The organism is Bacillus sp. OK048 (assembly GCF_900103525.1).
Taxonomy (GTDB): Bacteria; Bacillota; Bacilli; order Bacillales; family Cytobacillaceae; genus Neobacillus.
In genome coordinates this window covers 214,536-235,101 of record NZ_FNHN01000004.1, presented here as the reverse complement: position 1 = coordinate 235,101, position 20,566 = coordinate 214,536, and the positions used below count along the sequence as shown (strand labels likewise).

Here is a 20,566-nt window from a genome sequence, read left to right as displayed (position 1 = left end):
AATATTTCACAAATAAAGATAAAAAAATAATAACAAACTAATTATGAGGATCTTACAGTGTTATTCACAAACTGGATTTCGTGGTATTTTTTCAAAGGATATATCTGTAAGGACTTTTGAAAATCTTTTAACAATGATGACGAAATTTACTGTCCAAATATAACATGGGATGTTTTCATTATCCTTTATCATCATTGCCTCAAATTCGTCGCCAACAATTTTCTCAAATGCTTCTTTTGTATAAGTCTCAGAATCTGTAGAAAAAGATCTCCATTCACATAACATCATGCCATATCACTCCTTGTGCCTTTGATAAACTAATAATAACATTGATTTTTATTGAAAGTTTGTGAAATATTGAACAAACTTTGAAATATTTACAAAAATACCAAAGATGGTTCTTTTTACCTAAAAAGATGATTGGAATACAAAAAAATAACAACCCAAGTAGGGCTGCTATTTGTCTTGCTTTTCTTTATCAAACCAAAGCAGTTCTTGATCCTCTTCATCGCCGTTATAGTTGATAAGTATCTCTTCTCCAGCTTTTATATCTTTGTAAGCAAAAAAGTCAAAGGTATGGTTTGGAAAATTTATTTCATAGGTGGCATTTGGCTGATAGGAATGATTAAATAGCATGCCATAACCTAAGAGAAGACATGTATGGTTGATGCCATATTCAAACGCATAATCGGCTAGCAATGTTTTTTCAATATGCTCATGCTCCGCATTTGGATAAGCGATTACAGGTGCTTCATGAATAAGTTCACCTTTTTTTATATCACGTGTTGCAAATATGCCTCTATTGAACTCTCCATCGCTGAGTTTTGAAGATTTTACTTCTATCATGTTCGTCACCTACATTTACTTTCTTTGAAGTCAATATTCTCTAAGTTTGACAGGTAAGTCCATTGAAAGCAACTGTTTTTCGATTCCTACGAATGTTAGTGTTTCTAATAAGAGCAAAATTTAATCTTTCTATCGTATTTATGATAAAATTTGTAAAAAAAGGAGTCGCTTAAATGAAAATAATTGATCTGCATTGTGATGCATTACTTAAACTCTCTGAAGGAGAAGGCACCCTCCGTTTTGCGGATTCAAAAGAATTGCAAACGAACAAAGCTCGTTTGCATAAAGGGCAAGTCAAGGTCCAGTGCTTTGCGATATTTATTGAACCAGACATACCATCAGACCAGAAGTTCCAGGTAGCTCTTCAACAAATTGATTATTTTTACAAGGAAGTCCTCGGGAAGAATCCCGATATGGTTCATATTAAAGAATGGTCCGATTTTGAAAAGATCAATATCGGACAAATCGGCGCCATGTTAACGCTTGAGGGTGTAGATGCCATTGGAAACGATATAACCAAACTTCATATACTTTACCAGTTAGGAGTTCGTTCGGTTGGATTGACCTGGAATAATGCCAATTTAGCTGCCGATGGGGCTGGCGAACCGCGCGGTGGCGGGTTGACGCTTTTTGGAAAAGAGATTGTAAAGTTTAATAACGAGCACCAAATCTTAACGGATATATCTCATCTAAGTGATAAGGGAATCTGGGAAGTAATTGAATTAGCTAAATACCCTATTGCCAGCCACTCTAATTCACGTACTCTCTGTAATCATCTACGTAATGTAACGGATGAACAAGCGATGGCGATGTTTAAGAGAAATGCGATGATTCATGTGGTCTATTATCCACCTTTTGTAAAAGAGTCCGGAGTAGTCACCATCAATGATCTTGTGAGACATATCGATCACTTCTGTACATTAGGCGGTGTAAACCATATTGGGCTAGGTTCAGATTTTGATGGTATTTCTGTTTTTATCAAAAATTTAGAGGACGCTTCTAAATCACAAAATCTCATTAATGAATTACTAAAGCACTTCAAAGAGAATGAAGTGAGAGGATTCGCTTATCAGAACTTCCTCGACCACCGGCCAGGAGTGTTAAGATAAAGGAAAGAAACATGGGTTAACATTAGTAAATCAAATCACCATAACGGACGAGGAATGAAAAATATGTACCTAACCATTAAAGAAACAGCAGAATACTTATCCATGCCTGTTTCAACAATTGAAGACCTAATTAAACAAAAGAAAATCCGCGCCATCCATGACGGCGAAACCTGGATCATCAACAAAGAACAATTCAACACCCACCTAAAACAAATCGAAAAATACAAACACCTAGTCGAAGAAATCCTAAACGAACCCGTCCCCGAAGACCTCGACATCAAGGACGAAGACTAGATTAATTTTGGTGCCTGTCACCGCTCGTGGACAGTGTCCACCTGGTATGGACAATTTTCTCAATAGAATGATAAGGAGGGGGTTAAATGGGTGAGTTTTTCTTGAAGAGGGTTTATGAACCGTATGAAGAATCTGATGGTTTTCGGATTTTGGTTGATCGTCTTTGGCCACGTGGAATTTCGAAGGATGTTGCAAAATTGACGGCTTGGCAAAAGGATATTGCCCCGAGTCCCGAACTTCGTAAGTGGTTTTGTCACAAGCCAGAGTTGTTTGAGGAATTTAGAAGGAAATATCTAGAGGAATTACGTACGGATGAACAAAAGTTAAAGATTATTGATGAAATAAAAACTATGGCAGCCACAGGAATGGTTACACTCTTATATGGAGCAAAGGATCCTGTATTTAATCATGCGATCGTGTTGCAAGAAGAGCTTAACAAACTAATAGAATAACATCCAAAGTTCACATGCGGTTATTTTTGCATTTTTCTTAAAGAAGGAGAAATCAAGATGGAAACTTTGACACAAATACCAGTAGTAACAGCAGAAATGCTCATTCGCAGACCGGTTGAAGAAGTATTTGAAGCATTTATCGACCCAGCCATAACAACAAAATTCTGGTTTACCAAAAGCAGCGGGAGATTAGAAGAGGGTAAGCGTATCAGGTGGGATTGGGAGATGTACGGTGTTGGGGATGATTTAAATGTAAAGAAACTAGATCCAAACAAAGAAATTAGGATCGTTTGGTCTGACGGCACCGAGACAGAGTGGGTTTTCACTTCCCGAAAAGACAATGAAACATTTGTATCGATAACGAACACAGGTTTTTCAGGGAGTGGCGATGAAATGGTTGCTCGGGCTATTGATTCAATGGGAGGATATACGATGGTGCTCTGTGGGTTAAAGGCGCTGCTTGAGCATAAAGTCGTTTTGAATCTTGTGTCCGATAAAGCACCGGATGCCATCGTTGACGGATTTATCTAGGTGTTTCTCGATATGTAATTTTCATGATTTTTTCGGTTTGATTGTTAAATTCAATATCTACAAAAACGCCGAATTCCTTTTGGGATCCTTTTAACCATAATTTGAATTTTTCCGTTGATGAATGCTCGCCACTTACTTTTCCAATATGGAGATAATCGACGACTCGAGCATCCGGATACTTTTTTTGTGTTTCTTTGACGGCCACTTGCCCCCACTTAGCATATGGAGGGATTGGCTTTTGTTGTGCAAATGCAGTTTGAATTGAATTTATTGGAAAAAGAGAATTTTGGGGAAAGATTAATATTAAAAATATGCATATACAAAGCTTTTTCATTTTATTTACCCTCTTTGTTTTTTATTTTTAGTATTTAATTTCAGGAGAATAATTATGTAGTTTTAATGACAATGATTCACTCTGATAAAAGAATAAAGATAAATTGGGTATATTTCCCTATTAAGTAATGCAGGATAAAGATGTTGCTACAACAATACTTAAGAGGAGGAAGTAAATTGACGAACCGCAATAACAATCGTAACCAACCGCATACAGGTGGAAGCAAAGCTAGTGATACGGAATTTGGTGCAGAACAAGGGCTAAGTAAAAAGGCTAGGAAACAAGCTGCGAGAGATAATAAAAAGAACTCATAAAAAAATGGAAAATGCCTCTGGTGTTGCAGAAGGCATTTTCCATATTAGATTACAAAAAAGAATACACATAAAAAGTGAGATAAACTTCCTAACATAATGAAGATGTGAAAAATTTCATGAAAACCCATGTATTTTGATTGGAGGAATTTTGGCTTAGCCCCGTAAATGACACCACCGATTGTATAAAAGATACCTCCGAGTATTAATAAAAATAAACCCTTCGAGTCCATGCTCCCTGCTAATGGAGAGAAGACAAACACAATCATCCAGCCCATTACAAGATACAATGCTGTTGAAATCCAACGTGGACAATTAAACCAAAACATCTTAAAAACAACTCCGCCTAAAGCTACCGCGGCAATAATAGAAAATAGAATATTGCCTGTTGTTCCATTCAAACTAATAAAGCAAAAAGGTGTGTACGTGCCTGCGATTAATATAAATATCATTGAATGGTCGAGTCGTCTTAGAAACGCAATGACATGATCTCTCGCTATTACCATATGATAGGTAGCAGATGCAGAATAAAGGAGGATCATGCTGACGCCAAAAATGATGACTGCCGTTATTGCCATCGTAGACGAGGTGGTGCTCGACACTTTAATCACCATCGCGAGAAGTCCGACAAACGACAAGAGTGCCCCTGTTAAATGAGTAAGTCCATTAATTGGTTCACGAATAAAATTGCTCAATATAATAACCCTCCTAAAACAACAAGTAGTTTTGATAACTACTTGTAATCATACTAGTAAAACATAATCTAGTCAATGTGAAATTGTTACGATATAATGTTTTATAGATACCACTAGGAACGGGGTTATTTTTAATGGAAAAGATTCATGCAATTATTGAAGAACTAGGGCTAGAATCCAATCTTAAACTAAATGAAATACCAGCTATCGATTTATATATGGACCAGGTTATTCAGCTATTTGAGAGCAAATTTGCTGATTCAAAGCGAAACGAAGATGAAAAAGTTCTTACCAAAACAATGATCAATAACTACGCAAAAGGGAAGCTGATCTTCCCAATAAAAAATAAGAAATACTCCAAAGAGCATTTAATTTTGATGAGCTTGATCTATCAGCTAAAAGGATCTCTGTCGATTAACGATATCCAGGTAACGCTTGATGGGATTAACAAAAGGATCATCAAAGAGGATATCGAGTTAGATTCTTTTTATACTAGTTATTTATCTCTTTCTAAAAAGAATGTAGCTGATTTCAATGAGGATATTGATGAAAGGGTTAAGGATGTTATGGATGAAGTGACGAAAATGGAGGATCGGCATTCACCGTACTTAGAGCAAGTGTTAATGATTTCCTCGCTCGTACATATGAGTAATTTATATCGAAAAGTCGCAGAAAAGCTGGTCGATGAAATCGTGATTGAAAAAGATGAAAAGCGTCATAGATGATTATTTCTTTGACGCCTTTTCTGTTGCTATCACCTTTTCAACTATAATATCCTGAACACATGCACCTACATCAATCGCTTTTAGGGTTGAATCTCGTATCTCAAGGTTGCATATTGTGACAGAATCAGCCTTGTTTTTCCCACCATAAACTTTAATACCTGCACTACCACTTTTAAAATCCTTGATTAGAATGTTTTTTAGTACAACATTCCTCGCACGATACTGAACAGCCAATACGGGATTTCCATTATAGTCATAATTCGGGTCCCCAATTAAAGTGAAGTGATTAATAACGACATTTTTATAAGCGGAAACAACCAATCCGCGCGGTGTGGAATATTTATATAGATCTGTAAAAATGGGTGCAATCGCTACAAGATTGACCGCTGTAATATTATAGGCAGATTTTGATTCGGTATCCGTGCTTTTGTGATGTCCGATATGGCGGAAGTTATAGCTGCGGTTATCGTTAACAGAAATATGCCCAACGATTTTAACATTAGAGGCGGCAGATGAATTTTGATGCGCCTTAATTTCAACTCCACCAAAACACCTTGCAGATGAATTATGGACTAATAGCACATTCCTTGAACCATCATCAACTTCAAACCCATTAGAATTGGAAAAATCTCTCTGGTGGGCACGGCCGCTTGGATCACACATATGACAGCGAGAAATAAAAATGTAATCACTATGATGGGTGGTAATCCCATCATCTCCGAAACCATGTCCACTCAAATTATCCAGCCAAACGTATTTGCTTCCACCTCTACCAAGATATCCATCGCCAGCATAATTGTACAAGGTAGAGGAAATATCAAAGCAATGGAGACCAGGATTGATGCCTTCCACATCCTTTACCCAGCCAAATGTAACATTTGCATAAGTTAAGCAGCTTGAATAATTGCCCCAGGTACTTGTCTTTGTTACAATACCGAGCCTTTCGACATTCCAGTCTAAACTTAACCCTTGAACAAAAACATGATGATTTCCTTGCCAATGGTCGGCGTTAGTGATTAATCTTGATTCTTTTGAAGCATGGTCATGCAGTTTAATCGTTGTTTTCCATTTTCCAGCCCCCACTAGATAGGTCCAAGATGGCAGACGAATTCCTTTCGTAATAAATACGCCTTCAGGAACAATTACCTTTACCCGGCCGTTACCTATTGCTTTTTTAAATGCAACAGTGTTGTCCGTTTTTCCATCACCAATTCCGCCGAAATCTTCAATATTTACCTCTCTCGTAATAGTATTGAGTAAGTGACTGTATTCATGATCCAACATTGTTTTCCATTCAGGCACTACGTGTCCTTCAGCATCCACATATGCTTTTGTCGGTTCCAATAACGAGAAAGGTTTAGCAAACAGTCTAAACAAACTCTCACTGACTTTATTTGAAAAAGATAGCGGTGTGGGGCTATTATTTGGTTGTGGAACTGGCACTTTATCCAGACATTGTTGAAAAAGCTCATCTGTTTCATGGAGTGCCTGTTTATAATCTAGTCGATTCTCTGTAATTTGCGAGAGGAGCTGTGCATTTTTTCGAGGGTCATGGTATTTATCCAAAAACAGCATCCGTTCACACTCCAAGAAAAAATTTTATAAAGTTATTATCCCTAATTTGAAGTAAAAGCTCTAGTAACCTGACTCTTTTAATTTATATTCAGAACGCCAATTGGTAGAACGCCCTGATGTGACAATAAATTAACAATCAAAAAAAGCTGCTTATTGTTGATTAAGACAACGATAAGCAGCTTCTTATTTAAACAGTAATCCCGGCAGCCAACATCAGAACAGGAAAGCAGCATGCAATACAAAGTCTAGGCAGTAATGGAGTGTTGCTGAGAATCTTTAATAAAAAACCAAACAATTCCCTTATTTGCTTCCATTTATCGCCACTAATTAGGTAAATTATACCACGATAGGTAATCAGCATTTTTTGTCTTTTTTGTGTAATTTGTATATTATTTTACCATTATCCTAAAAATACTAACGTACGTTCGGAGGTGGAAAGATGGAAGAGCAGAATTTCGAAAAAATATATGAAGAATACAAGCAGCAAAGTGAGCAGCAAGCACAGTTTGAGGCTGGTCAAAGCAACCCAGATGGAAAAGAAGAATTTATTGCTGTGAAAAAGAACAATGATGGGGATATTATTGCCTTCAAAACCAGTACTGGCAGAGAACTGGACTATATCACTGCGTTAACGGAAGCCAAATCAGGTCAAATTGCCCGTGTTGATGTTTTCCATAAATACGGCAGAGACATCATTCGCAGTGAACCAGATGGGATTAAAGAAAACAATCTTGATCAACTTCCTGAATTTTAGTTTAGCAAAGAGAGTGGCACAAGAAATCAACGGTTTGGATTACCTATCGAAAGCATTTAAAATGCAAGGGAAAATGACTATCAAAATGTATACATTTGATAGTCATTTTTATCGTTTAGGCAACCTAACCTTACTATTCAAGGTATTGACGAAAAAAGTAAAAACATATATTCTTAAGTCGAGATATTTTAATTCAAGATTAATTTTATGAGGTTATTTGCAAAATGTAAATCACTGGGAGAGATTATAGATGAGAAACTGGTTTGTAGATCAAGCGCATTCCACAGTAGGATTTGAAGTGAAACATATGATGGTATCAAAGGTAAGGGGCCAATTTGATTCTTTTACAGCCGATGTAGAGGCTGAAGATTTAACAGATTTAACAACTGCAAAAATTGTATTCAAGTTTGATGTAGATAGTATAAATACTCGTAACCTAGAACGCGATAAACACTTAAAATCAGTTGACTTCTTTGATATTCAAAATTATCCAACGATCGATTTCAAATCTACTAAAATTACAAAAAGTCGTGATCGTTATAAAGTTACTGGTGATGTAACGATTAAAGGGATAACAAAACTAGTAACATTTGATGTTGCGTTCGGCGGTAAAGGTACCGACCCAGAGGGAGTGGAAGTTTACGGTTATGAAGCAGAAGCAACGATTAACCGTGAAGAATTTGGTCTCACCTGGAATGCAGCACTGGAAACTGGCGGCGTACTGGTTGGGAAAGAAGTTAAAATTAAAGTTGAATTAGAATTAAACCAGCAATATAGTGCTTTTTCGAAAACCTCCAGTCTAGAGAAGAAATCTCTATTTGAAAATAAGCTATTGAAACAAGAAATAACAAGCAATGAAATTCACCGGATGATTGCCGAAAACGTAACGGACCTGGTTTCGATTATAGATAGGAATGGCGTCATTCACTATGTCTCTCCATCATTCAAAACAGTGTTAAACTATGACCTTCCTTTACTGGAAAAGACCAATATTTTTGAAAAGATTCAAGAGGATGACCAGAAAACCGTTAAAAATGAGATACTATCTTATTGTGGAAGAACCCTAAAAAGGGCATTGAAAAGCGAATTTCGTCTCCTTCATGAAGAAGGATATTATATCGATGTCGAGGCAGATATTGTTGGTATTAACGAACCTTCTTTTTCAAAAAATGAATTAATGTTAGTCGTTATGCGGGATATTAGTGAACGAAAAGAAGTACAAAAAGCCATTTATCAATTAGCATTCCATGATTCTTTGACAAATCTACCAAATCGAAGGTCGTTTATGAATCAACTGTGCAGTGAAGTCATGGACCGAAAATTACCCAAATCTAAACTATCAATATTTTTTATTGATCTCGATAATTTTAAGCAAATTAATGACCAATGGGGGCATGATGCAGGAGACCTTGTGCTTAAGGAAGCTGCTAAAAGAATTCAATCTGTTATTCGTCCAGCAGATATAGCAGCTAGAATTGGCGGAGATGAATTTGTCGTCATGTTAAAAGATGTGCAGGATGAACAGTATGCAACAACAATTGTCCAAAGGATGATAGAGCAGTTTCAAACCCCAATAAAAGATGGTGAACAAGAATATACACTCACATGTAGTATTGGTGTGGCGCACTATCCTGACCATGGAGAATCTCCTGAAGACCTGATCAAGAATGCGGACACTGCACTATATTATGTGAAAGAACGTGGTAAGAATGATTTTATGGTATTCAATCAACTCATGGAACATCAATCATTAGAGCGACGGTTACTTGAAAATGCATTAAGACAAGGGATCAATGAGCACCAATTCTACTTGGAATATCAACCGAAAGTTAACCTGTCTACTAATGAGTTAATCGGTATGGAAGCATTGGTCAGATGGAATCACCCTGATTTAGGAATCATTCCTCCAGGAAAATTTATTCCATTAGCAGAAGAAACGGGATTAATTGTCCCCTTGGGAGAATGGATCCTTAGAGAAAGTTGCCGGCAAGCATCCGCATGGCAAGACCAAGGTTATCCACCTTTACTCTTATCTGTAAATGTTTCGGTACGTCAGCTGGAGGACATTAATTTTGTTGATAAGGTGAAAACGATTTTACATGAAACAGGACTAGATCCAAAATGGCTTGAATTTGAGATAACTGAAAGTGTCTTGGCAAATGTCAAAAGTACGGTATCGATTTTAAAGGAAATTCGAAATCTAGGTATTCACATTTCTGTCGATGATTTTGGAACAGGATATAGTTCTCTTAGTTATATTAAAGAACTGCCGATTGATACATTAAAAATCGACCAATCGTTTGTAAAAGATATTCATACGAATAAAGAAAGTAAGGAAATTGCAAAGGCTATCATAAACTTAGCAAAATCTATTGGATTAACGGTCATTGCAGAGGGAATCGAACGAAAGGAACATGTTGATGAACTAAGCAATGATGGTTACGTACAAGGACAAGGTTACTACTACAGCAGACCATTGAAGCCATCCGCATTTGAGGATTTTATGACATCTAATCATGAAGCGTCATAAAGCTTGAAATAGAATTGGTTCATGAAACGAACTACAAAATAAACGTAAAAAAGCTAATCGGGATCTTTCGATTAGTTTTTTTAATACATAGAAGTTGCGGAATGCGAATTTTAGCGGCAGAAAGAATTAATGGTCATAGGTAACAATTTCAGTATCCTTTTAAGTTTTTTATTTAATGATCGTTAGTATCAGCCAATTTATTATTTCGATTTTGTTGTAAAAAAGTACACTTTCATCCATTTCAAACTCGTCCTAAAACGCATTAAATAATATAGGACGAGGAAAAAGTAAAAACGCTTTTTCCTATTTGGAAGGAAGTGTGCTTGATGCTTGATTCATTGTTTGAATTTATTAAACAGTTATTTACTCTGATTTATCAATTTATTATATACATTTTAGAAATGCTACAAAATTTATTATAAATGTCGAGAGTATCGGCCTTTTTTTTGTTAAAGTGGAAATAGTAGAATTTAAAGGTTGTGAAAATATGGAATGCTTAGGATGTAATTTGGCTAATAAAAAGCTGCCAGTTCATATAGTTTTCGAAGATGATTTTGTTTGCTGTTTTTTAGATCATGAACCATACAACGAGGATCATGTGTTAATTTTGCCTAAGAAACATCTTTATGACCATGATGAACTTGATGAAGTCACTGCAAAATCAATTATGAAGGCGTCGATTCTTTTATCTAAAGCAATAAAAAAATTGTTTAATCCGGATGGAATCACTATATGTCAAAATGGCGGAATTTTTAATGAATTAACGCATTATCATATGCACGTAGTACCTAGATATAAAGATCAATCATTTGCTACTTTCTATTCAAATGATGAAGCAGAATACATAGAAGATGAAACGAAGTTAAAAGAGACGGAAAGAAAACTTAGAGAAACCATAAACGAATATCTTTCTTAAAAAAGTAAAAAAAAGTAGGGATGTTAATGATCACATTATACATAACAAGGCATGGGGAAACAGAGTGGAACAATGAAAGAAGAATACAAGGCTGGTTGGATTCTAGTCTAACGGAAAATGGAATAAATAATGCTATTTCTTTAGGTGAAAGACTGAAGGAAACAGAGTTTGTAGCCATTTTTTCAAGTCCCAGTGGAAGGACAAAAGCTACCACAGAGTTGATTTGTGGGGATAGAGATATTCCAATCATTAATGATGAAAATCTAAAGGAAATTAATATGGGTGACTGGGAAGGGAGTACTCATACATCCATTAAAGAAAAGTATCCATTAGAATATGATGCCTTCTGGAATGCTCCACATTTATTTTTGCGTGATGGTGCCGAGACGTTTGAACAAACGAGAGAAAGAGTACGTAAGGTGTTAAATAGGATAAAAAAAGAGTACCAATCTGGTAATATATTGATTGTAACGCATTCAATCGTTATAAAATGTTTATTTTCCATATTTAAGGATACATCAATTGATACTTTATGGGGGCCACCTTATATACACGATACGAGTCTTACAGTTGTAGAATTGACTGAAAACGGATTCAGAATGGTGTTAGAAGGAGATATTTCTCATCGGGAATCTGTTAATTTTACATAGAACAGGATGTGGAGGCAATGGACATTAAATTAGTGAAAGCAACAAATTCAGATGCACAGGCTATTTTTGATATACAGGTCATGGCTTTTATGCCCTTATTGGAGAAATATCAGGATTACCATACAAATCCGGCTAACGAAACTATTGAACGTGTAATTACTAGAATTAATAATCCTAATGGTGGATTTTATAGAATTATAGTGGATAACAAACTGGTGGGTGCTATCAGTATTCTCTGGAAAGAGGGCGTACAATTTTGGATAAGTCCCATGTTTATTCTTCCAGACTTTCAAAGGAAAGGGATTGCCCAGAAGGCAATAACGTTACTTGAAGAGATGTTTCCACAAGCAACTAGTTGGGAATTAGCAACCATCTTAGAGGAAGAGCGTAACTGCTATTTGTATGAAAAAATGGGTTATATTAAAACAGATGTTAAAAAGAAGTTAAATGAAAATACAACTTTAATATTTTTCAAAAAAATTATGTCAAAGGTGATGGAATGAGAAGGATGGAAAAGCTGAATCCAAAGGAATCTGCAAAATTGTTTATTCAAAAGCAATTCCCGAACTGTGATGGAGCACTTTTAGCTGGAAGTGTTGTTCGAGGACAAGCGACAGAAACATCTGATCTTGATATTGTTATTTTTGATAAGAATGTCAAATCGTCATATAGAGAGTCAATCTTTGATTTTGGTTGGAATATAGAAGTTTTTGTACATAACTTAATCTCTTATAAGCATTTTTTTGAAAGTGACTATGAAAGAGCAAGACCTTCGATGCCGAGGATGGTTTCCGAAGGGGTTGTCTTGAAAGACAATGGAATAATTGACTTTATAAAACATGAGGCTAGAGAGTTATTACAAAAGGGTCCAGCAAAATGGACCCAAGAAACGATTAACATAAAGAGATACTTCATTACAGATGTACTTGATGATTTCATTGGCTGTTCAAATAGGGCAGAAGAAATATTTATTGCTAATGCACTTGTTGAATTGGTAAGTGAATTTGTTTTAAGAACAAATTGTAAATGGGTTGGTACCTCTAAATGGGTAATAAGATCATTAAGACAATACGACGAAAAGTTTGCAGAACTTTTAGTCGAGGTTTTTGATATTTTTTATAAAACCGGTGATAAAAGTAAAATTATTCAATTGGTAGATAATATCCTGAAACCACATGGAGGACGGCTTTTTGATGGTTTTTCTTTAGGTAGAGAGTGAATTAAAGTAACAGCTATCTATACCTTAATTTCTTTAATAATTTTTGCAGGGTTTCCTCCGACGACCACATTATCCGGCACATCTTTTGTTACGACTGCACCTGATGCAATCACTACATTGTTACCTATTTTAACTCCAGGATTAAGAACCGCACTACCACCTATCCAGACGTTGTCACCGATATGTACCGGAATTCCATATTCAGCTCCAGATATTCTTTCGGTTGGATGTAGCGGATGTGTTGCTGTATAGATATGTACACCAGGGGCAATAAAGCAGTTATCGCCGATGCGGATTTCACAAACATCTAATAATACACAATCAAAATTAGCATAAAAATTCTCGCCAACATGAATGTTGTACCCATAATCACAGCGGAATGTTGGCTCTATGTAAAGATTTTCTCCAGTGGAGCCGAACAGTTCTTTTAAAAGTTCTGTCCTTTTTGTTTCGTCCGTTTCAATAGTTTGATTGTATAACCTAGTTAGTCTTCTAGCGTTTAATCGTTCTTCTAGTAATTGTGGATCTGCTGCCAGATAAAGTTCACCAGCGATCATTTTTTCTTTTTCAGTTTTCATTGTTGGGCTCCTCGTTTAATTGATATTAAAAACGATTGTACCATACAATACAAATGTTCTGTAAGAAATATGGTAAATACGTTTTTTACGGGAAGGATTAACAGGATAAAATGCTGAATTTGTTACACAAAGAGGTGTGATGGTTGGATGAATAAGTTAACTGTACTGATATTCTTTTTAACATTTTTAACCTCCTGTAATTCACCGCTTGATATAGGCTGCCCAGATGGAGCCATTGAGTGGGTTGATTTGTTAAAGATTGATGACGTCACCTATCAACACCATTTCGAAGAAGCACCAGATGAACCATTAAGCACGAGCATTGAAAAAGGAGAGCAAGTCGGAAAAGTAACGTATAAAATGGCGGACAATGCCTGCAGTGATCATAAGATGAGAAATGGCGATGCAGCTTATTTAGAAAAGAATACGATTGTATATGCAGTAAAAGGCTACCCGTCCTCCCTCATGGTTGTTGCAAACGATAAAGTGTATATAGCAGACAAAAAGAAAAATGAGAAAATTGGGAGTGAGGAAATTCAAGAATTAATAAAGAAAGAAGCAGCAACAATAGATTAAATAGGAGGATTTAAATATGAACAGAATTAATTTAATTACTATGGGAGTAAAAGACATCTCTCATTCACTTAAATTTTATCGAGATGGACTTGGTTTTGAAACATCAGTAAATGAAGAAAATCCAGGAATTGTGTTCTTTAAAAATGGGGGAACAAAATTAGCTTTATATCCATTAGAGGAATTAGCAAAGGATATCAATGAACATGAGCCTCCTGTAGGAAAAGGTTTTTCTGGTATTACTCTCGCTTATAATGCAAAATCGGCACAAGAGGTTGATCAAATTTTTGAAAAGGTAGAACAAGCAGGAGGAACAATAAAAAAAGCTCCTCAACGGGTTTTTTGGGGAGGATATAGCGGCTATTTTTCAGATCCAGATGGGTACTATTGGGAAGTTGCTTATGCTGAAAGCTGGAAATTTGATGAAAATGATATGTTAATCATAGAATAAATGATAGAGAGCCTTACTTCCAAAGGAGGTGAGGCTTTTTAGAATGAAAGTCGTTCCGTGGCTGATATTAAATGGTAACCATTTTAACGAGGTGTCATCAAATGAATCTAAACATACAAAATAAAACATCAATACATATTCGTCGGTATCAGGAAAGTGATTTTCCTAGAATTCAAGAGTTAAACCAGGAAGAGGGATGGAATAACTTAGTAGAAAAGATCGAAGATACGAAGGAAGCATGGGAAAATTCAAATGTATCCTTCGTTGTTGAAGTCGAAGGTGGCGAAATAGTGGGTTATATTAGAGGTCTTACCGACAGGCATATCACTCTATTTATTTGTGAATTATTAATAGATAAGAAGTATCGGGGATTAGGTCTTGGGAAAGAGTTACTTCAGCACGTCCATGGTCTGTATCCCAAAACTAGAATGGAACTTCTTGCTTCTAGTACCTCACATACATTTTATGAAGATCAGGGCTATCGTCCATTTTACGGGTTCAGAAAGACATTTGAAGAATAGGAGAGAAGTGTGATGAAGAACATTTATCTTATCAGGCATTGTGAGGCTGGAGGGCAGCCAGCGGAGGCAACACTAACAGACAATGGTTTCAAACAAGCTACCCATTTATCCGAATTTTTTAGAGATATTTCAATAGACCGCATTATCTCTAGTCCTTATAAGCGCGCTGTTCAAACGGTTGAACCACTTGCAAAAAGAATGAATCTTGAGATTGAAAAAAATGAGCTCTTAACAGAACGAGTATTAAGTAATCAGAACCTTGACGATTGGCTTGAAAAACTAAAAGACACCTTTGATAATCAGGATTTGAAATTCGAGGGCGGGGAGTCAAGTAAGGAAGCGATGAAACGAATTGTAGAAGTTGTAGAGGATGTTAGGGAGTCTGCAACTCAAAATACGATTATTGTTACTCATGGAAATTTATTGTCATTACTTTTAAATCATTATAATAATCAATTCGGTTTCGAAGATTGGAGAAGTTTACGTAATCCGGATGTCTTTCTTTTAAAAATAGAGAACGAAACGGTTTCCTATGAAAGAGTGTTAATGGAATATCAACTATCCTTGATTAAACCAACGGCCGCGTTAAAGGATGAATACCTCTCATTCTATAACGAATGGGTAGAAAGCAAAGAGAGTATGGTACCTTGGGTTATTAAAAAAGATCCATCAAACTTTGAAGCAATGGTCCAATTTTTAAATGATAATGAGCAAGGCGAGAACCTTCCTCAAGGATGGGTTCCAGATTCGACATTTTGGCTAATAAACCAAGATAAGAGAATACTAGGTGTGGTGAATATTAGACATCAATTAACGGAGTTTTTATTAAATAGTGGTGGACATATTGGTTATGGTATTCGTCCTTCAGAGCGAAGGAAAGGTTATGCGACCAAATTATTGTCACTATCACTTGAAAAAGCTAAAGAGTTAGGAATTAGAAAAGCTCTTGTGGTGTGTAATGAAGATAATACTGGCTCCTTTAAAACGATTATTAATAACGGAGGTATTCCAGATTCAGACTTTATCGAAGATGATGGAAATATTATTAAGAGATTTTGGATTGAGCAATAATATAGTAAGTGGTGAAATTTGAATACGAAAGGAGCAATCATGGAAACTAACAAAACAATTAATTCAATCGATGAATACATAGTCCAATTTCCAATTGAAGTTCAAGAAGTCCTACAAAAGGTAAGGAGTGTAATAAAGGAGTCGGCACCAGAGGCGGTAGAAAAAATAAGTTATCAAATGCCTACTTTTTATCTACATGGAAATCTAGTGCATTTCGCAGCCAATAAAAATCATATAGGATTTTATCCTGCTCCAAGTGGGATTGAGGCATTTAAACAGGAATTATCTGAATATAAAAGTTCAAAAGGGGCGGTTCAGTTTCCTAAAGATAAACCGATACCATATGGAGTAATTAGTGAAATCGTTAAATTTCGTGTTGCTGAAAATAAGAAGAAAACAGAAGCAAAAAGTAAAAAGAATAAATAAATGAGAAAACGGTATTAGGACATTTTTTAAGATGGAGGGGTTATTAATGAAGCGAATGCCTTTTGAACGGCCAACTGAACATTATGATGAACGGGTCCTTCCAATTGATGAACAAATCTGTGCATTACTGAAGGAGAGAAAGGATATAGCAAACAATAATCCAGGATTTCCTCCGACAGAACAAATCGCGAAATGGGCAAAAAAGTACGATCAATATGAGGATGTATTAAATTCGATATTTTCGACATTAAGAATGGAAGAGGAATTTAAACCTCGGGTTGAACCAGAGAATTTTATTAAGCATTTACCCATCCTAAAATCGATTGAAAAAAATGATAGGTTGTACACGATAACTTTTATTCGTCAATTTGAAAATGCCAGCATAGTCCAATTAAATATTGATTGGGAAGAAAAGACTGATGATATAGATAATCATCGCCACTTGCGGCACATGAGTCATCACCCATTTCTAGAGCTAAGTTTAGGAGAAAACTACGAATGTCGACAAGACAGTGGAAGCGGTTCTGATGGACACTTCCGTCAAAATTATATTGTATCTCCTCCCATTCCAGATGACCCTTCTGGACTTAAGCTAGTTTTTAAAGAATTTCATGACTTTTATAAGGGTAAATCAACTGGTCTTGAAATTGTATTCCATTTGGATTAGGAGAAAGGGGAAACATTAAGCCAAATGGATGAACTGATTTGCGGATCCTTAAGCTATCCTTTTGGAGCTATTAAAACAAAAAAGCAATGCGAATTCGCATTGCTTTTTAATAAGCTATGGAGTATTTGTTGCAGGTTTGTTTTTTGTTACGAACAGTATTCCTGGCAGTAAAATAATTGACACAACGATTAAAATGATGGTTATCCAATTTTGGTTAGTATCATTGACTCCTGTGGCAAACATGACACCAAATATGCTGGAAGCAAGGATATTACCTATGAATCTTGATGTCATAAATAGACCTGAAGCCGTTCCACTTTCCGATACAGAAACAAATGAATAGAGCAGAGTTTGTAACCCTATGTTTAGAATACCATTACTCAATCCGATGGTCGATAACACAATAAATATCCAGTAAAGTGGAGAGTTATAATTGACTGTCAGTAATAAAGCAACCCCAACTACTCCAATCAACACCCCTGTTAGTAAAGGGATTCTATATCCTGACTTTTCAATCCAACGCGTTGCAAGTGGCGTAATAATCATGGCAAATATGGAAATAGAGAGCATAATGATACCCGTTTGTTTGGAACTAAGCATTAATACAGACTGTAAATAAATTGGCATTGAAAGCAGCAGGGAAAAAAATATCACGGTTGAAAAAATATATTGAATATACACTGATGAAATATTGAGGTTTTTCTTTAAGAAAATAACATTGATAAAAGGTTCTTCTTTCTTTTTTTCAAAGAAGTAAAATAAAAAGGTCAACGCGGAAGAACCGATTAATGCCCATAAATTTATACCGCTTTCTAGTGTTTGGAAAAAATACATCCAAAAAGAGATTAAAAGACCAAACAAAATTATCCCAATGCCATCCCACTTGAAAATTTTGTTTGTACTCTTTTCATCATTCGGAATAGAAAGAGCAGCCAAAATGGCAGAAATAATGATAATTGGAAAATTAACATAAAAGATAACATGCCAGCCGCCCTGTTGAATTAACAGCCCACTGATTGTCGGTCCAAATGCTGCCGAGGTGGTAGCAAATACCGATAGAGTACCGATTACTCTATTTTGATTTCTCTTAATATATGAACGAACAATTCCAATTCCAGCAGGATATAAAGCGGATGTTCCGATTGCTTGTATTGTTCGCATTCCTAATAGAAACGGCATATTCGGTGATAATGGAGCGGTAAAGGAAGAAATACCTACCAATAGTAGTCCAAACAGAAAGATTTTTTTTCTTCCGTAATAATCACTGAATTTTCCGATAAGTGGTAGAAAAACAGCACTTACTATAAAATAGGATGCAATCAACCATGCAATATCTTTTGAGGAAAGCAAAAACTCATTTTTTATCTCTGGCAATGCAACTGTAATCATCGTTGTATTTAGTGGGTTTAATATTACCCCTAACGCAATAGCAACGATAAGAAAATTTTGATTTTTAATTAATGGAACATTTTTTTTTACAGACATCACATACAATCTCCTCTTGGATTAAGTACTATTAATCAATAGTAGCAAATAATGGCCCTTTTGAGATGTAATGACTTTTAAAAAGTTTCAACATAGTATTTCCCTGTTAACATAAAAAAGCAGTGCAATCCCACTCGATAAAGGGCTCCGTTTTCAGGTGGCTTTCTTAAAATACGTGCCGAAATGACAGTAGTCGTATTGACATCGTTATAGGTATATATAAGCGGAGACTTTCCGGTTAAATGCAGAATGGGGCTCGTTTTAGGGTAAATAAGCGGAGGTTTTCCGATTATGCAAAGAAAAATCCCCCATTTTTGAATTTTTTAAATCAATAGGCGGAATCTCTCCGTCTATTTTAGCCCTTTTTAATAATATTTACCAATTAAGCGGAATTTGTCCGTCTATTTATCAGCTCGGGTTCTTAACAGGTAATGGAATTTAGTAGAAACCTTGATAAATAAAGAAAAGACGTATGCTAATTCACACGTCAATTCTTGTGTCTTTTAATAAGAAAGCGCCAAAAAAAAGAACTCTTCACCCACTCGAAATCACTGCTGTTTTATTGTACTAGTTAGAGTTTGATTTCTTTCCCTTGGTGTTTCATCTTAAACTCTGCTTCACTCATATTTGGATTCTTTCTAGGTGTACTTTTGCTGAGTGCCTTTTTCATTTCCACACTTGCATCATTGTTTGTATTATACTTTCCATCCATTAGATTACCTCCTTTTGGTATCTATTATTAATCAGAACGGTTTAGTTCATTCTCCAGCATCATCCCCACCACCGCTATCCTCATCCCCATCATTCGTTTCCTCAACACTATTACCAAAATAATCATTAATTTTTTCAATCAACGATTGTTGTGGTTCCTGCATTTCATCTTTAGAACTTACTCCTAAAAAAGTTGAAAGAGAATAAGTTTGAATCATTTGCTGCTTATTTTTTGTTAAGATAAAGAAAAGTATAGTAATGGAAAGTAGGACAAATAAAATTACTATAATTAATTTAATCAAATAAACACTCCTCACCTTGTCCGTTATAAAATTCTATGAAGCATAAAATTATTTATACTCTTTTAAAAAGATTCAAGGATGTGATTATTATGATTCAAGCAACTCTTTTATTTATTCTTGCAGGGATTGCGGAAATAGGAGGGGGCTATTTGATTTGGCAATGGTTACGTGAAGGAAAACCATCCTATTGGGGACTCATTGGAGGGCTAGTTTTGGCCTTGTACGGTGTAATTGCGACTTTCCAATCTTTTCCATCATTTGGAAGAGTGTACGCAGCCTATGGGGGAGTATTTATCGTGCTTTCGGTCTTATGGGGATGGGGGATTGATAAAAAGACCCCAGATTTATATGACTGGGTTGGTGCTGGTATATGTATTGTTGGTGTCTTGGTCATGTTATTAGCACCAAGGCATTAAAAAAATGAGCTTGGAATCCAAGCGTGTTTTATTAGGATTGTCGGGTGGCTGGAGTGACCGAAGAGCATTCAGAAAAGGCATTAGGGTCAATGCAGCGGTGCTGGAGTGACCGAAGAGCATTCAGAAAAGGCATTTGGGTCAATGCAGAGGAGCTGGAGTGACCGAAGAGCATTCAGAAAAGGCATTTGGGTCAATGCAGAGGAGCTGGAGTGACCGAAGAGCATTCAGAATAGGCATTAGGGTCAATGCAGCGGTGCTGGAGTGACCGAAGAGCATTCAGAAAAGGCATTTGGGTCAATGCAGCGGGGCTGGAGTGACCGAAGAGCATTCAGAGAAGGCATTTGGGTCAATGCAACGGAGCTAGAGTGACCGAAGAGCATTCAGAAAAGGCATTTTCGTAAAAAGGCCTATAAAAAATGAGCTT

At 36.0% G+C, this 20,566-nt stretch carries 28 protein-coding genes and 1 pseudogene; 20 read left to right on the top strand and 9 right to left on the bottom strand.

Features of this window, described 5'->3' with window-relative positions; all coding sequences use genetic code 11:
* Positions 1-60: 60 nt before the first annotated feature.
* Positions 61-288: a hypothetical protein gene (locus BLR86_RS09725; protein ID WP_090760764.1), complete on the bottom strand. Its 228-nt coding sequence runs from the start codon at positions 286-288 to the stop codon at positions 61-63.
* A 168-nt stretch (positions 289-456) separates the two neighbouring features.
* The gene (locus BLR86_RS09720) at positions 457-846 is read right to left on the bottom strand and encodes an SET domain-containing protein (RefSeq protein ID WP_139185588.1); all 390 of its coding nucleotides are present in this window, start codon (positions 844-846) and stop codon (positions 457-459) included.
* A 173-nt stretch (positions 847-1,019) separates the two neighbouring features.
* Here BLR86_RS09720 and BLR86_RS09715 point away from each other — a divergent pair, with 173 nt between their 5' ends.
* From BLR86_RS09715 to BLR86_RS09700, 4 genes are all read left to right on the top strand, one after another.
* The gene (locus BLR86_RS09715) at positions 1,020-1,955 is read left to right on the top strand and encodes a dipeptidase (RefSeq protein WP_090760760.1); all 936 of its coding nucleotides are present in this window, start codon (positions 1,020-1,022) and stop codon (positions 1,953-1,955) included.
* A gap of 63 nt (positions 1,956-2,018) precedes the next feature.
* On the top strand, positions 2,019-2,249 hold the full coding sequence (locus BLR86_RS09710; RefSeq protein WP_139185596.1) for an excisionase family DNA-binding protein: 231 nt from the start codon (positions 2,019-2,021) through the stop codon (positions 2,247-2,249).
* A gap of 86 nt (positions 2,250-2,335) precedes the next feature.
* Positions 2,336-2,701 (top strand): DUF488 domain-containing protein, encoded by a 366-nt coding sequence (locus BLR86_RS09705; protein ID WP_090760756.1) that lies wholly within the window; start codon positions 2,336-2,338, stop codon positions 2,699-2,701.
* Between the two features lie 57 nt (positions 2,702-2,758).
* Positions 2,759-3,232 (top strand): SRPBCC family protein, encoded by a 474-nt coding sequence (locus tag BLR86_RS09700; RefSeq protein ID WP_090760754.1) that lies wholly within the window; start codon positions 2,759-2,761, stop codon positions 3,230-3,232.
* Here BLR86_RS09700 and BLR86_RS09695 read toward each other — a convergent pair.
* Positions 3,225-3,566: a YqzG/YhdC family protein gene (locus BLR86_RS09695; protein ID WP_090760752.1), complete on the bottom strand. Its 342-nt coding sequence runs from the start codon at positions 3,564-3,566 to the stop codon at positions 3,225-3,227. The two genes, BLR86_RS09700 and BLR86_RS09695, sit on opposite strands and share 8 nt — an antisense overlap.
* A 176-nt stretch (positions 3,567-3,742) precedes the next feature.
* Here BLR86_RS09695 and BLR86_RS26005 point away from each other — a divergent pair, with 176 nt between their 5' ends.
* A complete protein-coding gene (locus BLR86_RS26005; RefSeq protein WP_165903230.1) occupies positions 3,743-3,880 on the top strand; it encodes a hypothetical protein in 138 nt (45 codons plus the stop codon).
* Between the two features lie 44 nt (positions 3,881-3,924).
* On the opposite strand, the gene BLR86_RS09690 is transcribed toward BLR86_RS26005, so the two are convergent.
* On the bottom strand, positions 3,925-4,572 hold the full coding sequence (locus BLR86_RS09690) for a PAQR family membrane homeostasis protein TrhA (protein ID WP_090760750.1): 648 nt from the start codon (positions 4,570-4,572) through the stop codon (positions 3,925-3,927).
* 134 nt (positions 4,573-4,706) lie between these two features.
* On the opposite strand from BLR86_RS09690, the gene BLR86_RS09685 reads away from it, so the two are divergent.
* Positions 4,707-5,297 (top strand): DUF1836 domain-containing protein, encoded by a 591-nt coding sequence (locus BLR86_RS09685; RefSeq protein ID WP_090760748.1) that lies wholly within the window; start codon positions 4,707-4,709, stop codon positions 5,295-5,297.
* On the opposite strand, the gene BLR86_RS09680 is transcribed toward BLR86_RS09685, so the two are convergent.
* A complete protein-coding gene (locus BLR86_RS09680) occupies positions 5,298-6,872 on the bottom strand; it encodes a glycosyl hydrolase family 28-related protein (protein WP_090760746.1) in 1,575 nt (524 codons plus the stop codon). It lies immediately after the preceding gene.
* Between the two features lie 439 nt (positions 6,873-7,311).
* Here BLR86_RS09680 and BLR86_RS09675 point away from each other — a divergent pair, with 439 nt between their 5' ends.
* The 6 genes from BLR86_RS09675 to BLR86_RS09650 all read left to right on the top strand — a co-directional run bounded on the left by BLR86_RS09675 (position 7,312) and on the right by BLR86_RS09650 (position 12,941).
* Complete coding sequence (locus tag BLR86_RS09675; protein ID WP_090760744.1) at positions 7,312-7,626, top strand: DUF3892 domain-containing protein; 315 nt, start codon at positions 7,312-7,314, stop codon at positions 7,624-7,626.
* 250 nt (positions 7,627-7,876) lie between these two features.
* Entirely contained in the window at positions 7,877-10,156 is a 2,280-nt protein-coding gene (locus tag BLR86_RS09670; protein WP_090760742.1) for an EAL domain-containing protein, read from the top strand.
* Positions 10,157-10,643: 487 nt separating this feature from the next.
* Positions 10,644-11,072, top strand: a complete 429-nt coding sequence (locus BLR86_RS09665; protein WP_090760740.1) for an HIT family protein — start codon at positions 10,644-10,646, stop codon at positions 11,070-11,072.
* A gap of 26 nt (positions 11,073-11,098) precedes the next feature.
* Positions 11,099-11,722 carry a histidine phosphatase family protein gene (locus BLR86_RS09660; protein ID WP_090760738.1) on the top strand — a complete coding sequence of 208 codons (624 nt, stop codon included), beginning with the start codon at positions 11,099-11,101 and terminating at the stop codon, positions 11,720-11,722.
* A 17-nt stretch (positions 11,723-11,739) separates the two neighbouring features.
* Complete coding sequence (locus tag BLR86_RS09655) at positions 11,740-12,225, top strand: GNAT family N-acetyltransferase (protein WP_090760736.1); 486 nt, start codon at positions 11,740-11,742, stop codon at positions 12,223-12,225.
* Positions 12,222-12,941 carry a nucleotidyltransferase domain-containing protein gene (locus tag BLR86_RS09650; RefSeq protein WP_090760734.1) on the top strand — a complete coding sequence of 240 codons (720 nt, stop codon included), beginning with the start codon at positions 12,222-12,224 and terminating at the stop codon, positions 12,939-12,941. The genes BLR86_RS09655 and BLR86_RS09650 overlap by 4 nt, the downstream gene beginning before the upstream one ends.
* A 17-nt stretch (positions 12,942-12,958) precedes the next feature.
* Here the strand turns inward: BLR86_RS09650 and BLR86_RS09645 are convergent, their stop codons facing one another.
* Positions 12,959-13,519, bottom strand: coding sequence for a sugar O-acetyltransferase (locus BLR86_RS09645; RefSeq protein ID WP_090760732.1), 561 nt, complete (start codon positions 13,517-13,519; stop codon positions 12,959-12,961).
* A gap of 147 nt (positions 13,520-13,666) precedes the next feature.
* Here BLR86_RS09645 and BLR86_RS09640 point away from each other — a divergent pair, with 147 nt between their 5' ends.
* The 7 genes and pseudogenes from BLR86_RS09640 to BLR86_RS09615 all read left to right on the top strand — a co-directional run bounded on the left by BLR86_RS09640 (position 13,667) and on the right by BLR86_RS09615 (position 17,228).
* Positions 13,667-14,095 (top strand): hypothetical protein, encoded by a 429-nt coding sequence (locus BLR86_RS09640; protein WP_090760730.1) that lies wholly within the window; start codon positions 13,667-13,669, stop codon positions 14,093-14,095.
* 16 nt (positions 14,096-14,111) lie between these two features.
* The gene (locus BLR86_RS09635) at positions 14,112-14,543 is read left to right on the top strand and encodes a VOC family protein (RefSeq protein WP_090760728.1); all 432 of its coding nucleotides are present in this window, start codon (positions 14,112-14,114) and stop codon (positions 14,541-14,543) included.
* 101 nt (positions 14,544-14,644) lie between these two features.
* A complete protein-coding gene (locus BLR86_RS09630) occupies positions 14,645-15,064 on the top strand; it encodes a GNAT family N-acetyltransferase (RefSeq protein ID WP_090760726.1) in 420 nt (139 codons plus the stop codon).
* A gap of 12 nt (positions 15,065-15,076) precedes the next feature.
* Positions 15,077-15,577: pseudogene (locus tag BLR86_RS26000) on the top strand (histidine phosphatase family protein); the annotation flags it as partial.
* 33 nt (positions 15,578-15,610) lie between these two features.
* The gene (locus tag BLR86_RS25995) at positions 15,611-16,135 is read left to right on the top strand and encodes a GNAT family N-acetyltransferase (RefSeq protein ID WP_175492850.1); all 525 of its coding nucleotides are present in this window, start codon (positions 15,611-15,613) and stop codon (positions 16,133-16,135) included.
* 39 nt (positions 16,136-16,174) lie between these two features.
* A complete protein-coding gene (locus BLR86_RS09620; RefSeq protein ID WP_090761097.1) occupies positions 16,175-16,561 on the top strand; it encodes an iron chaperone in 387 nt (128 codons plus the stop codon).
* Positions 16,562-16,607: 46 nt separating this feature from the next.
* Positions 16,608-17,228: a hypothetical protein gene (locus BLR86_RS09615; protein ID WP_090760722.1), complete on the top strand. Its 621-nt coding sequence runs from the start codon at positions 16,608-16,610 to the stop codon at positions 17,226-17,228.
* Between the two features lie 114 nt (positions 17,229-17,342).
* Here the strand turns inward: BLR86_RS09615 and BLR86_RS09610 are convergent, their stop codons facing one another.
* The 3 genes from BLR86_RS09610 to BLR86_RS09605 form a co-directional block, all read right to left on the bottom strand.
* Positions 17,343-18,713 (bottom strand): MFS transporter, encoded by a 1,371-nt coding sequence (locus BLR86_RS09610; protein ID WP_090760720.1) that lies wholly within the window; start codon positions 18,711-18,713, stop codon positions 17,343-17,345.
* Between the two features lie 571 nt (positions 18,714-19,284).
* On the bottom strand, positions 19,285-19,425 hold the full coding sequence (locus BLR86_RS25990; RefSeq protein ID WP_175492840.1) for a hypothetical protein: 141 nt from the start codon (positions 19,423-19,425) through the stop codon (positions 19,285-19,287).
* A gap of 46 nt (positions 19,426-19,471) precedes the next feature.
* On the bottom strand, positions 19,472-19,726 hold the full coding sequence (locus BLR86_RS09605; RefSeq protein WP_090760718.1) for a hypothetical protein: 255 nt from the start codon (positions 19,724-19,726) through the stop codon (positions 19,472-19,474).
* Positions 19,727-19,815: 89 nt separating this feature from the next.
* Between BLR86_RS09605 and BLR86_RS09600 the strand changes: the two genes are divergently transcribed.
* Positions 19,816-20,142 (top strand): YnfA family protein, encoded by a 327-nt coding sequence (locus tag BLR86_RS09600; RefSeq protein ID WP_090760716.1) that lies wholly within the window; start codon positions 19,816-19,818, stop codon positions 20,140-20,142.
* The last annotated feature ends 424 nt before the right edge of the window (positions 20,143-20,566 follow it).